The sequence below is a fragment of the Streptomyces luteogriseus genome (assembly GCF_014205055.1).
In the GTDB taxonomy this organism is placed as follows: domain Bacteria; phylum Actinomycetota; class Actinomycetes; order Streptomycetales; family Streptomycetaceae; genus Streptomyces; species Streptomyces luteogriseus.
On record NZ_JACHMS010000001.1, the window covers coordinates 5652478 to 5666276 of the forward strand.

General features: G+C 68.4%; 10 protein-coding genes and 2 pseudogenes. 8 read left to right on the forward strand and 4 right to left on the reverse strand.

The annotated features are described in order from the left end of the window. Positions 1-2 precede the first annotated feature (2 nt). Together BJ965_RS25110 and BJ965_RS25115 are read left to right on the forward strand one after the other, a co-directional pair. Entirely contained in the window at positions 3-479 is a 477-nt protein-coding gene (locus tag BJ965_RS25110) for a single-stranded DNA-binding protein (protein WP_184911000.1), read from the forward strand. A 277-nt stretch (positions 480-756) separates the two neighbouring features. Beyond that, positions 757-2169, forward strand: coding sequence for a Cys-Gln thioester bond-forming surface protein (locus BJ965_RS25115; protein ID WP_184911002.1), 1413 nt, complete (start codon positions 757-759; stop codon positions 2167-2169). A 431-nt stretch (positions 2170-2600) separates the two neighbouring features. Here BJ965_RS25115 and BJ965_RS25120 read toward each other — a convergent pair whose 3' ends face one another. Continuing rightward, on the reverse strand, positions 2601-2963 hold the full coding sequence (locus BJ965_RS25120) for a hypothetical protein (protein WP_313667004.1): 363 nt from the start codon (positions 2961-2963) through the stop codon (positions 2601-2603). A gap of 40 nt (positions 2964-3003) precedes the next feature. Here BJ965_RS25120 and BJ965_RS25125 point away from each other — a divergent pair, with 40 nt between their 5' ends. Then, on the forward strand, positions 3004-6945 hold the full coding sequence (locus BJ965_RS25125) for a CHAT domain-containing protein (protein ID WP_184911004.1): 3942 nt from the start codon (positions 3004-3006) through the stop codon (positions 6943-6945). Beyond that, complete coding sequence (locus BJ965_RS25130; protein WP_184911006.1) at positions 6942-7316, forward strand: hypothetical protein; 375 nt, start codon at positions 6942-6944, stop codon at positions 7314-7316. Before BJ965_RS25125 ends, BJ965_RS25130 begins: the two co-directional genes overlap by 4 nt. Positions 7317-7763: 447 nt before the next feature. Here BJ965_RS25130 and BJ965_RS25135 read toward each other — a convergent pair whose 3' ends face one another. Continuing rightward, entirely contained in the window at positions 7764-8075 is a 312-nt protein-coding gene (locus BJ965_RS25135; protein ID WP_184911008.1) for a hypothetical protein, read from the reverse strand. A 256-nt stretch (positions 8076-8331) separates the two neighbouring features. Between BJ965_RS25135 and BJ965_RS25140 the strand changes: the two are divergent. Further along, positions 8332-9077 (forward strand): annotated as a pseudogene (locus tag BJ965_RS25140) (transposase family protein). A 434-nt stretch (positions 9078-9511) separates the two neighbouring features. Here BJ965_RS25140 and BJ965_RS25145 read toward each other — a convergent pair. After that, the gene (locus BJ965_RS25145) at positions 9512-9889 is read right to left on the reverse strand and encodes a MerR family transcriptional regulator (protein WP_184911010.1); all 378 of its coding nucleotides are present in this window, start codon (positions 9887-9889) and stop codon (positions 9512-9514) included. A 75-nt stretch (positions 9890-9964) separates the two neighbouring features. On the opposite strand from BJ965_RS25145, the gene BJ965_RS25150 reads away from it, so the two are divergent. Next, positions 9965-10693: an SDR family oxidoreductase gene (locus tag BJ965_RS25150; protein ID WP_184911013.1), complete on the forward strand. Its 729-nt coding sequence runs from the start codon at positions 9965-9967 to the stop codon at positions 10691-10693. A gap of 79 nt (positions 10694-10772) precedes the next feature. Here BJ965_RS25150 and BJ965_RS39510 read toward each other — a convergent pair. Beyond that, a pseudogene (locus BJ965_RS39510) lies at positions 10773-11063 on the reverse strand (IS701 family transposase); the annotation flags it as partial. An 80-nt stretch (positions 11064-11143) separates the two neighbouring features. On the opposite strand from BJ965_RS39510, the gene BJ965_RS25155 reads away from it, so the two are divergent. Together BJ965_RS25155 and ettA are read left to right on the forward strand one after the other, a co-directional pair. Next, complete coding sequence (locus BJ965_RS25155) at positions 11144-11797, forward strand: GntR family transcriptional regulator (RefSeq protein WP_313667783.1); 654 nt, start codon at positions 11144-11146, stop codon at positions 11795-11797. Between the two features lie 335 nt (positions 11798-12132). Next, positions 12133-13797 (forward strand): energy-dependent translational throttle protein EttA, encoded by a 1665-nt coding sequence (gene ettA, locus BJ965_RS25160; RefSeq protein WP_030835988.1) that lies wholly within the window; start codon positions 12133-12135, stop codon positions 13795-13797. Positions 13798-13799 lie beyond the last annotated feature (2 nt).

The following is a 13799-nucleotide window of genomic DNA, read 5'->3' on the forward strand; positions in this document are numbered from 1 at the left end:
CGATGAACGAGACGATGGTCTGCGCGGTCGGCAGGGTGGCGACGCAGCCGGTGTACCGGGAGATGGCGTCCGGCCCGTCGGCCAGGTTCAGGATGGCGGTGACCGCGCGCTACTGGGACCGCGAGAAGAACACGTGGACGGACGGGCACACCAACTTCTTCACGGTGTGGGCCAACCGCCAGCTGGCCACGAACACGGCGGCGTCGCTGACGGTCGGCGAGCCCGTGATCGTGCAGGGCAGGCTGAAGGTGCGGACCGACGTACGCGAAGGGCAGAGCTGGACGTCGGCGGACATCGACGCCGTGGCGATCGGCCACGATCTGGCCTGGGGCACCTCGGCCTTCAGGCGTGCGGGAAAGACGGAGACGGTGGCCTCGCCGACACAGCCGGAGCCCAACTGGGAGACAGTCCCCGAAGGTTCCGCTGAACCTGGGGACGCTGGTGCACAACGCCCTGCGGAGGTCGCACTGCTGACGTGACGTCAGTCACCGGCGCGCCTGCCCGAACTGCGGCTTATCGACGAGTGCGCACCGAACGGTCAGGGGTTGATTTGTCGATACACCCTGCTTGCCGGGGATCTTGGCGATAACGATTCCGAGTCGGATCACCCGTCCGACCGTCCGACCGGCGGGCGGGCTCCCCCACGTCCCTAGGATGCCGGACATGGCTCTCGGGACTCTTGTGTCCTGTGAGTCCTCTGATTCTGCTGGTGGGACCGTCCCCCCACGTCAACGGTCCTGCTCGAAGGGGAATTTGGTGTTTGCTTCGTTCTCTGAGCTGTTCGTACGCAGGCGAGGTGCGGCCCGCCTCGCCACCGCGACCATGCTGACCGGGCTCGCCGCCGCGGCCGGGCTGGCCGGTGCCGGCCCGGTCACCGCGGCCGACGAGACGACGCACAACCAGGGCGGCGCGGCCGCGACGATAGGCGGCCTCAAGACGTACGGCGCTGCCGTGATACACGCCGGCACCGGCGACCAGGAGATCTCGGCGGGCCTGTTCGAGATGTCCGTCGACGGCGGAGGCATGCTGCAGACGTACTGCGTGGACCTCCACAACCCCACGCAGCGGGACGCCAAGTACCACGAGACGTCCTGGAGCGGCACGTCCCTGGGCGCCAACAAGGACGCCGGCAAGATCCGCTGGATCTTGCAGAACTCCTACCCGCAGGTCAACGACCTCGCGACGCTGGCGCGGAAGGCGGGCGTGCGCGGAGCACTGACCGAGCAGGACGCCGCGGCCGGCACACAGGTGGCGATCTGGCGCTACTCGGACGACATCGGGGTCGATGCCCTCGACCCGCAGGCCGAGCAGCTCGCCGACTACCTGGAGAAGAACGCCCGCAATCTGCCCGAGCCCCGTGCCTCGCTCACCCTGGAGCCCCCCGCGGTCTCCGGGCGGCCGGGGGAGCGGATCGGACCGGTGACGGTGCGCACCAACGCCGGCAGCGCGACGGTCACCCCGCCCGCGGACGCCGCCACGAGCGGAGTGCGGGTCGTCGACAGGCAGGGCAAAGCCGTCACCTCCACGCCCGACGGCGGGCAGGTGTTCTTCGACGTGCCCGAGGACGCGGCAGCCGGTACGGCGGAACTGACCGTGCAGGCTTCGACCACCGTGCCGGTCGGCCGGGCCTTCGCCTCCGAGAGCCGTAGTCAGACCCAGATCCTGGCAGGTTCCAGCGAGTCGACGGTGTCCGCGACGGCCGGGGCGACCTGGGCGAAGCAGGGCCCGGTCCCGGCGCTGTCGGCGGCGAAGAACTGCGCCGAGGGAGGCGTCGACATCATCGCCTCCAACAAGGGCGACGAGCCGTTCACCTTCGATCTGGCCGGTCTGGAGCACACCATCGCCGCGGGCGAGTCCCGCACGGTGACGGTCCCGATCCAGGAGGACCAGGCCTACGACTTCACGATCCACGGCCCGGGCGGCTTCGAGAAGCGCTTCACCGGCATGCTGGACTGCCAGACCCGCGGCAGCGACACCGGCACCACCACCCAGACCCTCAGCGAACCGAGCCCGGCGACCGTGGGCGGCACGGCCCCCGACACCAACCTCGCCGAAACGGGCAGCTCCGGCATCACCCCCCTGATCGCTGGCGTCGCCATCGGCCTGGTCCTGATCGGCGGAACGACACTGATCGTGCTGCGGCGCAGGGAGGCGACGGCCGGGGAGTGACCCGGGCGCTCGACAGGAGAGTGCGGGCGTCCGGCCTGACACAGGAAAGCGGCCGGCCGCCGACGCCGGAGGCCCGGGCATGGACGAGGTGAGCCGGGCGAGCGCCCCGAGCGCGTCCGCAGCTGCTCGACACCGAGTTCGTGGAGGTCGGCGCCCCGGGACGGCGTTCGGCCTACGAACCGGCGGTTGATGCCGGACTCCGTGCAGCAGAACGGGGCGCCGATCAGACACAGCGGCCGCCTCTGTGCCGGTCAGTCCGGCGCCCCCTGAGATCAGATCCGCCCAGCCAGGAAAGCCCGAGAGCCCCACAGTGTGGGCATGTTCGAGACGATCCGATGGCGCTGCTCTGCGCACGTGGCAGACCGCCGCGGTGCCGAGCGCGTGGTCGGCCGCGTCGAGCGGCTGTTGCCGCACACCGTCGAGATCGAGAGTTACGAGCGGTACGCGTTTCCGCTCAGGCTGCTCTCTCCGGCGTCCAGGAGGACCGAGGCGTAGAAGTGGCGTAGGGCGTGCATGCCGTGCTCGCGGGCGGCGGCGTAGCGCTCGCCGTTCTCAGGGGCCGGGATGATGCCGGCGGCTGCGAGCGCGGGTTTCCACGCCTGGTCGTTGAACGCCGGGCTCCAGATGGCTGCGCAGATGCCGCTCGTGAAGAGGGGCCGGTGTGTGACCTTGGGGCCGGTCGGGGTCAGCCAGGGCAACATCACTTCGACGGGCGGGAAGCACTCCATGTGGTCGCGGAGCGCGACCGACAGCTCCGGGTCGAGCGGGACCCAATTGAGTAGCTGCCTCACCATTCGGGCCCTGAAGTAGCGTTCAGCGACGTTAAGATGACGTATGGTTACCGGGCTGGTTGTGGACGTCAACGGGTTTGAGCTGGTCGTTGATGGCGAGCGGGTCGGTCCTCGTCGGTTATTGCAGACCGCTGATACCGAGCTGCTCACTGCCGTCGCTGGCCAGTATGTCGATGCCGTGCGCAGCGGCTCCAAAAACCAGGCGCTGCTCGCGGTGGGACGCGAGTTGTATCGGTGGCTCGATGGCGACCTCGGCCAGTTGACGCGTCTGCTCGATGAGGCGTCGGCGCCGCTGGTGTTCGAGGTGCGAGCGTCGGCGAAGCCTTCCGCGGCGGCGTGGGCGCTGCTGCGGGCCCCGTACGAGCTGCTGGCCGCCCCCGGGGGCGGGTTTCTTGCCGAGGGGCCGGAGTTGTTCGCTGTGGCGCGTCGGCTCGGTCAGCCGAGTCCGGCGCAGGCCCTGGACGGGTACCGGCTCGGGGTGGCCTTCATGGCTTCGGCACCGCGGGGCCAGCACGAGCTGGACTTCGAGGCCGAGGAGATGGCCATCCTCAACGCTGTCGGGGAGACGAGCGTTGATCTCGTTGTCGAGGACTCCGGCAATCCCGAGCATCTTGGTCTGCGTCTGTCCGAGCTCGGCGGGATGCCGGTGGTGCATCTGTCGTGTCACGGGCTGCACAACTGGCGCCCGGGGCCCGACGGGCCCGCCACCCCTGTCCTGCTGATGGAAGATGATCTCGGGGAGGGGTGCCCGACGAGCGCGGACGCGCTGGTGGGCCTGTTGACTCCTCGGCCGCGGCTGGCGTTCGTGTCGGCCTGCCTGACCGCAACCGGTGCCGACGTGGCCGGGCATGTTCCCGCCGGGGCCGGCCACCGCGGCGGTTCGATAGCCGAGCCCGGCGTGTCGGTGGCGCACTCGATGGCCACCGGGCTGGTGGCCGCGGGGATTCCCGCGGTCATCGGCTGGGACGGCTCGGTCAGCGACCGGGCCGCCACTCGTTTCGCCGAACGCCTGTACCGGCAGCTCGGCCGCCGTGTCGAGGTGGCCGAGGCAGTCGCCGACGCCCGCCGCCACCTGCTGGCCTGTTCCGATGAGCGCCAGCGCGCCGACTGGCACCTGGCGCGGCTGTGGCTGGGGCCGGCTGGCGGCGGCCCGCTCGTCGCGGGTAACCGCAAACGCCAGATGGTGCGCCCGCACCATGTGACCAAGACGTTCCTGGACCGCAAGCACCAACTGCCGGTCGCGGCAGCGGAAATGTTCGTCGGCCGCCGCCCGGAGATGCAGCACACACTGCGGGCCCTGCGCGGCGGGCAGAAGGCCGGGGTCCTGCTCCACGGGCAGGGCCGGTTGGGCAAGTCGAGCCTGGCCGCCCGGATCGCCGACCGTCACCCCAACCGGGCCGTCGCGGTCGTGTTCGGCGACTACACCCCGACAGCGATCCTCGACGCCATCACCGACGCCGTCACCACCAACCCCGACGCCCGCACCCTCATCGAAAACAGGCGTGCCGAGGTCCGCGAACAGCCGGAACGTCTCAAACCGCTGCTGATCGATCTGCTGGCCGGACCGTGCTCCCAGGAACTCGACGACGTCCGCAAACCCCTCCTGTTGATCATCGACGATCTCGAACAGATCCTGACGGCCAACCCTGACGGCCCGCACCGGCTCGACCCCGAGCACGCCACCGTGTTCGCCGACGCGCTCTCCGCGTTCGACCCGGCCATCACCGACAGTCGACTTCTGATCACGAGCCGCTACACGTTCACTCTCGGCGGGCTGGAGGACCGGCTGGAACCGGTCCAGTTGCAGCCACTGTCGCCGGCGGCCCAGCGCAAGCTCCAACGCCGTCAGCAGGATCTCGCCCCGGCCGAGTACCAGGCCCGGCGCGCGGACCTGGCCCAGCGGGCCCTGGAAGTCAGCTGCGGCAACCCCGGACTGCAGGACCTCATCGGCCTACGGCTGGTCTACAGCAGCCAGGTCGACCAGGCCCGCGCCGAGGCCGCCGTCGCCGACATGGAGGCCTACCTTCACCAGGGTGACCTCCCAGCCGACAACGCCGACATCGGCGAGTTCCTGGAAAACCTCGCCCTCGACACTCTCCTCAGCCAGGCCGGGCCCGCCCACCGCGACCTGTTGCGGGCCTGCACCCTGTTCACCGTCCCGGTCCCGCAACCCGTCATCGACGTCCTCGCCGACGCTGTCGGCGGATCGGCGTCCCGCCTGTGCGGCCTCGGGCTCCTTGACGCCTTCCCCGACCAGCACCGCAGCGCCGTCGCGGCCTTGGCCGTCAATGCCCTCGCGGCCGGACGCCTGGCCCCCCTCACCCCCGACGAGCGGGCCGCCCTAGCCACCGTGGCCGCCGAACCGCTGTATGCGCAATGGGGCGGTGCCACACCCCGACCCGCCCGCGGCAGCGACCTGGACCTACAGCTGACCCAACTGGCCCTGGCCGCCGACAACCCGACCATCATCGCCGACTGCGCCGCCGCTGCCGTGGCTGCCCTGCGGCAAGGCCCGGCCTCCACCGCCGCCGAACTCGGCCGCGACGCGATCACCCTCCTCGACCACCACAACCACGAGGTCCCTGTCAACCTGCTACGGATCGTCGCCGACGCGGCCGTCACCAGCGGCGACGGCGACCGCGCCGACGCCCTGCTCCACCGTGCCATCCAGCAGACCGGGACCAGCGACCTGCAGAGCAACCCGGCCAGCCACGCCGCACTCCTCTACGACCGCGCCAACCGCCTGATCACCCGCGGCCAGGCCGACCAGGCCGAAGACCTGCTCCACCAGGCCCGCCAACTGTTCACCGACGCCGGTGAGACCCGCGAGGTCGCCGTCACCTGGGCGAAGATCGCTGACATCCTCGTGCAGCGGGGTGAGGTCGATGAGGCGTTGCGGATCCGCCGTGAGGTCGCCCTGCCGGTGTTCGAGCGGATCGGTGACATCCGCGAGGTCGCGGTCATCTGGGGGAAGATCGCTGACATCCTCGTGCAGCGGGGTGAGGTCGATGAGGCGTTGCGGATCCGCCGTGAGGTCGCCCTGCCGGTGTACGAGCGGATCGGTGATACCCGCTCGGTCGCGGTCATCTGGGGCCAGATCGCTGACATCTTCGAGCAGCGGGGTGAGGTCGATGAGGCGTTGCGGATCCGCCGTGAGGTCGCCCTGCCGGTGTTCGAGCGGATCGGTGATACCCGCTCGGTCGCGGTCATCTGGGGGAAGATCGCTGAAATCTTCGAGCAGCGGGGTGAGGTCGATGAGGCGTTGCGGATCCGCCGTGAGGTCGCCCTGCCGGTGTTCGAGCGGATCGGTGACATCCGCGAGGCCACGGTCATCTGGGGGAAGATCGCTGACATCTTCGAGCAGCGGGGTGAGGTCGAGGAGGCGTTGCGGATCCGCCGTGAGGTCGCCCTGCCGGTGTTCGAGCGGATCGGTGATACCCGTTCGGTCGCGGTGACCTGGGGGAAGATCGCTGAAATCTTCGAGCAGCGGGGTGAGGTCGACGAGGCGTTGCGGATCCGCAGTGAGATCGCCCTGCCGGTGTACGAGCGGATCGGTGATACCCGCTCGGTCGCGGTCACCTGGGGGAAGATCGCCTACATCTTCGAGCAGCGGGGCGAGATCGACGAGGCCCTCGAACTGCAGCTCAAGCGCTTGGAAGTCAATGAGCAGCTCGGCGACATGGACGGCATCGCGGCAGCCAATTGGGACCTGGCGCGAATCGATCTGAGTCGCCTGGATCTCGACGTGGCCGTGCCGAGGCTGGTCACCTCGTTTCAGCTCTTTCTGAAGCTTCAACGGCCGGATGGCATCGCGGTCGTCGGGGCTGCTTTGGGGCAACTCCTGCTGGCCGCGGGCCAACACGGGCAGGCCCAACAGGTGTTTCAAGCGGGCCGAGCCGCCGCTGCCAAGATCGGTTTCGCGGACGTTGTCGACCAGCTTGATGAGCTACTGAGGGCCACTGGCGACGGAAACGAGGAAGCATGATCATCGAGTTTGTCGGAGCGAACGCCGAAACTGCCGGGAAGAGCGTCGCCGCGTTGACTTCGAGCTGGGGCTACCAACCCGAACCAGCTCCGACAGCGGAACCAGCGAACGATTCCAACACCAAGGTCGTCGATCCCATCTCGGTGACGGCCCTGGTCGTGTCCATTCCATCGGCCATGCTCGCGGTCGCGGACATCGCTGACCGTATCCGCAAACGGCGCCGCGCCAGCGAACTCATCGAACGCGCCCAACAGCTTGGGGCTCAGCAGGTGGCGGTACGGCTCGTTGGTGAAGACCGCTCCGTCGACCTTGCCACTCTCACCCCCGACCAACTTCTGGACCTCATCGCCGACGAGCCTCCAGCAACCTGACCCCAGAGAGCACCACCGACGGCCCGGACCCGCCCTGCATCGAGTCGCAATCGCCGATGTCACCGTTTAGCGCTGGCGGCAACGACGGCACACAGAGACCCTTGATGAGAGGTCAGCGGGTCGGATCCCTAGTGTAGTGATCGAGCCAGGAGGCGCGACGGGGTGAGTGCCCAACTGCGGGACAACGCTGACGGACAGCGGCAGACATGCGTGGACGCCTGCGGACCATCGGAGATGGTCAGAGACACAGCGAGCCAAGGTCAGACGGTCACCCATTTGCTTCGGGACGAGGAGGTCGCCGTGCCACAGCGGGGCAATGAGCAGGGGTCAGCAGCGGTCATCAGAGGTGGCTGGCGGATACATCCGTGGCTGCTAGCTCGGCCAACGAAGCCGCAGGTCACCTGCCGTACGTCCCAGCCTCTCTCCTGAAATGGTTGTCCAGCCCGCTCACCGAGTCCACACGCGCTGGAAGTCTTCGGCCGGGATGGCCTCCAGCGGATCCTGTTCAGGATCGATCGCTTGGTCTGTCAGGCCGCCGTGCTCGTCCTCCAAATGCTCCCAGCTGTACCGGTGTAGTAGGCCGGCGGAGGTCAGCTCGGCCTGCTTGATGACGATCAAGTCGCCACGGTCGGGTACGGCCTCGATGTACCAGAGGCCACCCTCCTCGTCAGCGTGGCGGAGGTGGTGCCGCAGAGTGGCGCCCTCGTCGAGCGCTCGGTAGTAAGCCGCGATCTCTGTGATGCGTTCCTGGTGAACCACGAGTCCATCGTGCCAGTGAGCGCACAACGCTCGCGCCGTTCTGACATCCACACGTGACATCAACGACGCCGGACGCCAGCACTCCTAGGCAGCCGGACATGGCCATCGTGCCCGAGCAACTCCCCGGCAGTACCGAGGAGTGAGCTTCTTCGAGCGGGCAACCGATCAGGTGACGGTCCGCGAAGCGCAACGAGCGAGGCCCCCGCGCTGTTGATCGACATGTCTGACGTCTCAACCGCGCTGCTCGGGGGCCTCGTTGGTCATCCATCCTGTCGCACTCGACCTGCCCCAGGCACTCGTGGAGTGGGTCACCATGCTCGTCACCCGTGAGGGGCGACCGGCGCTGCAAGCTCCGCCCGTCTCAACGCGCGATGGTGGCGCTGGTGTACCTGCGCGAACACACCACCCTGGCGAAGATCGCTGCCGGGTTCGGGATCAGCGAGTCCACCGCCCACGCCTGCACCAGTACGGTCATCCACCTGCTCGCCGAACACGCGCCAGGTCTGCTGAAGGTCCTACGCGAGGCTGATGCGGACTTCGTCCTACTGGAAGGCGCCTCGCCGAGTGCGGCCGGGTTGGCGACGGCCGGGCCGACTACTCCCACAAGCACCGTCGGCGCGGGGTGAACGTGCAGGTGGTCACCGATCCGGACGGCCGGCTGCTGTGGCTCTCACCCGCGCTGCCGGGCCGGACTCACGACCTGACCGCGGCCCGCACCCACCGGATCATCCGCATCTGCGAGCGCCAGGGCGTCCCCGTCCTGGCCGACCTCGCCTGCCAGGGCGGTGGCCCCTGGGTGACCACGGGCATCAAACGCAGGCCTGCAAGAACTCACCCTTCACCTAGAAGACCCTCAACCGGGCCCTGGCCGCGGCACGGGCACCGGTCGAACGCGGCGTCGCACGCCTGAAGTCCTGGCGGACCTTCCACAGATCCCGGTGCATCCCGAACCGCATGACGTCAATCGCCAATGCCGTCCTCGCCCTGGAGCGGCAACGCTGAAGAAGCTCAGTGATCGAACTCCTGATGCGGTGCTCACAGGCCAGCGCCATCCCTGGCCTTCCGCGGGCCCTGGAGGGCGCTCGCGATGACCAACGCCAACAGCTTGCGACAGTTCAGCACCGTCAGGGACGTTGATCGATTCGGAGGCCGCCGGTAACGGCCGCCGATGATCGATTGTGGCGGTTTGGTAGCTCGTGGGCCGGTCACCAGCATCGCACCCTCGCGTCTTCAATCGAGAGGATCGTCGCCCGCATTCCTGGCTGATCTTGATCGATAACGCTTCAGTTGCCGACCTACGCCTCAGACTTCTCCCTTGACGCACGGGATGAAGGCCGCGCGAGGAAAGGGAGACGGCTACCGAACACCTGAGCACCGCCACGCCAGTACTAGTACTCCAGCCGTAGATCGCTGGTGAGCCGTCAGACCGACCGCGCCTACGGGTGCGTGTCCGTGATCGCGATGACCTCGTCGAGGCGGTCCAGGGCGGCCTGCAGGTCGTCAATCTTGGCCTGGATGCGCTCGCGCTCGGCTCGCAGCATGGCTCGTTGCTCGGCGTCGGTGTGCCCGGAGTCCCAGCACGGAAGGAGTTCCGCGATCGTTCGGCTGGTCAGGCCGGCGGTGAACATCTGCTGGAAGAAGCGCACCAGGGTGATGGCGTCCTGCCGGTAGAGGCGCTGACCGGATGGGCTGCGCTCAGCGATGAGCAGTCCCTGCTGCTCGTAGTAGCGCACGGCGCGTACCGAGACGCCGGCGCCCCGCGCCACCTCGCCGATGCGGATCAGCCGCTCGGCCGCGGCCTGCGTGACGGTCATGGTGATTCCTCTCACCCCGGTCCTGACGACCAGCACTTGCCCCTGACGTCAACGTCAGGTTTTAGCGTACCGGTCATGGATATCAACAACTCAGTTGCCCTTGTCACCGGAGCCAACCGTGGCCTGGGCCGCGCCTTTGCCCAGCGCCTGCTCGAACGGGGCGCCCGCAAGGTCTACGCGACGGCCCGCCGACCGGAGACCGTGGACCTGCCCGGGGTCGAGGTGCTGCCCCTGGACATCGCCGATCCCGCATCCGTGAGGGCCGCTGCCGAGGCCGCCCCGGACGTCTCGCTGCTCATCAACAACGCGGGAATCAGTACGGGGACCGACTTGGTGACCGGTTCGCTGGACGCGGTGCGGCACGAGCTGGAGACCAACATGTTCGGCCACCTGGGAATGATTCGGGAGTTCGCGCCGGCGCTCGCCAGGAACGGCGGGGGCGCGATCGTCAACGTCCTCTCCGCCATGTCGTGGTTCGGGGGCAAGGGCGCCAATGCCTACCACCTGACCAAGGCCGCCGCCTGGGCCATGACCAACGGCGTCCGCCTGGAGCTCGCCGAGCAGGGCACGCTTGTGACGGCGGTGCACCTCGGCCTGGCCGACACCGACATGGCGGCGGGCTGGCCCGTGGACAAGATCGCTCCGTCGGACCTGGCCGACGCGGCGCTCGACGGTGTTGAGGCGGGCTCCGCCGAGGTCCTCGCCGACCAGTGGAGTCGGGACGTCAAGTCCCGTCTGCCGCTGACGCCGGAAGAGTTCAACGCCGCGATGGACCGCGCCCTGGCGGCGCTGACGGCGACCTGAGAGGCCCTCGGGCCAGGCTGGCTTCGGCCGGTTGCTTCTGAGGTCGGTCAATTGATACTCCGTCCGCAGTTATGGATCTTCATGTTGTGGCCTCGCGTCGGCGGTATTGGCAGTCGCGGGCGCGCGCCTGGTGTCGGCGACGCCATAGAGACCAGCGCAGGCGATGGTCGCGTTGGCCGTTCGGGGATGCGGCGGGCATGGCGAGTAGTCGCTGTATTTCGTTGCAGGTGAGGGCGATGAGTCCGGTGGGGGCTGGGTGTTCGCGGTGCTCGTCGGCGCGGACCAGGGCGAGCAGTGGTACTGGCCGCGGGCTGAAGCAGCGGTAGTAGGCCACCTCGCCGGTGGTGCGGTTGCGGCGGATCAGCAGCTGGCTCCATCAGCCCCTCGAACTCCTCGTCTCAACGGGCAGGGCCTACGCTGTGACCTGCCGCCACCGTCTGATCTGCACAGATCGGCCAGGAGTGCGGCGTGGGCGAGAACGTGGTCCGCCGGGCGCAGGAGCTGCTGATCTCCCAGGGCGTGCTGGAGGGCCGCGCCGGATCGGGGACCTACGTCGCCGAGCCCCGGCAGCGGGTGCGGGTCGTCCGGTCGTCTGCGCGCGAGCAGCCCGAGAAGTCGCCCTTCCGTGCGGACATGAAGGCCCTGGGCAAGCAGGGTGACTGGGAGAGCAGGACCGATGCCAAGGTGCCGGCCCCGGCCGACATCGCGACCCGGCTGGGCATCGCCGAGGGCGACCTGTGCGTCAGGACGTCATACGAGTTCCTGGCCGACGGCAGGCCGGTGCAGCTGTCGACGAGTGGGGAGCCGTATGACCTCACCGCAGGCACGCTCGTCGTTCTCCCCGAGGGAGGCCCGCACGCCGGGGCCGGTGTCGTGAACCGCATGGCCGCGATCGGCGTCACCGTCAGCCACGCCGTGGAACAGCCGGAACCGCGACAGGCGACCGCCGAGGAGGCATCACTTCTGGGCATCCAGAAGGCTGCACTCGTCACGTACATCCGGCGGACGTACTACAGCGACCAGGGGCGGCGCGGCGAGACGGCGGACATCGTCGTGCCCGCCGCTCACTGCGAGATCGTCTACGAGATCCCGATCAACCGGTAGGCACAGGCTTTCGCGTGGGCGGGCTGTGCCGGTGCTTCGGTGCGTCCACGTCATGCAAGCGGTGAGGGCGGTCAACCCTGCCCTTCACGCCGTGACGGTGGCCCAACCCCGCACCATGCTGCCATCGAGTGATCACCCCTGGGCCGTCTCTGGGCCGTGCGAGAGTGCCCGACGCCGACCAATGGCGACCGACAGTGACAGTCGAATCTCAGCCGCCCACCACGAAGCACCAGGTCAGAGCCCCCCGGTGATACGCGTTTCCACCCAGGGCTGGCGGTACGGCAAGATGGGGTGTATCTGCCCACTGCCAGTTTCAAGCTGCCGGACGGTTTCTCTTGGCTGAGTTCATTTACACCATGCGCAAGGCGCGCAAAGCGCACGGCGACAAGGTGATCCTCGACGACGTGACGACCAGCTTCCTGCCGGGGGCGAAGATCGGCGTCGTCGGCCCGAACGGCGCCGGCAAGTCGACGATCCTGAAGATCATGGCCGGCATCGAGCAGCCGTCCAACGGTGACGCGTTCCTCACGCCCGGTTACACGGTCGGCATCCTGCTCCAGGAGCCCCCGCTGACCGAGGACAAGACCGTCCTGGAGAACGTCGAGGAGGGTGTCGCCGGGATCAAGGGCAAGCTCGACCGGTTCAACGAGATCGCCGAGCAGATGGCGACCGACTACACCGACGAGCTCATGAACGAGATGGGCAAGCTCCAGGAGGACCTCGACCACGCCAACGCGTGGGACCTCGAGGCGCAGCTGGAGCAGGCCATGGACGCCCTGGGCTGCCCGCCCGGCGACTGGCCCGTCACCAACCTGTCCGGTGGTGAGCGTCGCCGCGTCGCGCTGTGCAAGCTGCTGCTGGAGCAGCCCGACCTGCTGCTGCTCGACGAGCCCACCAACCACCTCGACGCCGAGTCGGTGAACTGGCTGGAGCAGCACCTGGCGAAGTACCCGGGCACCGTCGTCGCGGTCACCCACGACCGGTACTTCCTCGACAACGTCGCCCAGTGGATCTGCGAGGTCGACCGCGGTCGCCTCTACCCCTACGAGGGCAACTACTCCAAGTACCTGGAGACCAAGGCCGCCCGCCTCAAGGTCGAGGGCCAGAAGGACGCCAAGCGGCAGAAGCGGCTCAAGGAAGAGCTGGAGTGGGTGCGGTCCAACGCCAAGGGGCGGCAGGCCAAGTCCAAGGCGCGTCTGGCCCGCTACGAGGAGATGGCCGCCGAGGCCGACAAGATGCGGAAGCTGGACTTCGAGGAGATCCAGATCCCGCCGGGCCCGCGCCTGGGCAACGTCGTCGTCGAGGTCAGCAACCTCAGCAAGGGCTTCGGGGACAAGCTGCTCATCGACGACCTCAGCTTCACCCTGCCGCGCAACGGCATCGTCGGCATCATCGGCCCGAACGGCGCCGGCAAGACCACCCTGTTCAAGATGATCCAGGGCATCGAGCAGCCGGACTCCGGCGCCATCAAGGTCGGCGACACGGTCAAGATCTCCTACGTCGACCAGAGCCGCGAGAACATCGACCCGAAGAAGTCGCTGTGGGCCGTCGTCTCCGACGAGCTGGACTACATCAACGTCGGCCAGGTCGAGATGCCGTCCCGCGCCTACGTCTCGGCCTTCGGGTTCAAGGGGCCGGACCAGCAGAAACCGGCCGGGGTGCTCTCCGGCGGTGAGCGCAACCGTCTGAACCTCGCGCTCACCCTCAAGCAGGGCGGCAACCTGCTGCTCCTCGACGAGCCGACCAACGACCTCGACGTCGAGACCCTCTCCAGCCTGGAGAACGCCCTGCTGGAGTTCCCGGGTGCGGCCGTGGTCGTCTCCCACGACCGGTGGTTCCTGGACCGAGTGGCCACGCACATCCTCGCCTACGAGGGCGAGTCCAAGTGGTTCTGGTTCGAGGGCAACTTCGAGTCCTACGAGAAGAACAAGATCGAGCGGCTCGGTCCGGACGCCGCCCGTCCGCACCGCGCCACCTACAAGAAGCTGACCCGGGGCTGATC

What these genes read in the sequence shown, in the direction of transcription:
- BJ965_RS25110 (WP_184911000.1), top strand. Translation starts at nt 3, where the DNA reads ATGAACGAGACGATGGTCTGCGCGGTCGGCAGGGTGGCGACGCAGCCG.
- BJ965_RS25125 (WP_184911004.1), top strand. Translation starts at nt 3,004, where the DNA reads ATGGTTACCGGGCTGGTTGTGGACGTCAACGGGTTTGAGCTGGTCGTT.
- BJ965_RS25120 (WP_313667004.1), bottom strand. Translation starts at nt 2,963, where the DNA reads ATGGTGAGGCAGCTACTCAATTGGGTCCCGCTCGACCCGGAGCTGTCG.
- BJ965_RS25130 (WP_184911006.1), top strand. Translation starts at nt 6,942, where the DNA reads ATGATCATCGAGTTTGTCGGAGCGAACGCCGAAACTGCCGGGAAGAGC.
- BJ965_RS25145 (WP_184911010.1), bottom strand. Translation starts at nt 9,889, where the DNA reads ATGACCGTCACGCAGGCCGCGGCCGAGCGGCTGATCCGCATCGGCGAG.
- BJ965_RS25150 (WP_184911013.1), top strand. Translation starts at nt 9,965, where the DNA reads ATGGATATCAACAACTCAGTTGCCCTTGTCACCGGAGCCAACCGTGGC.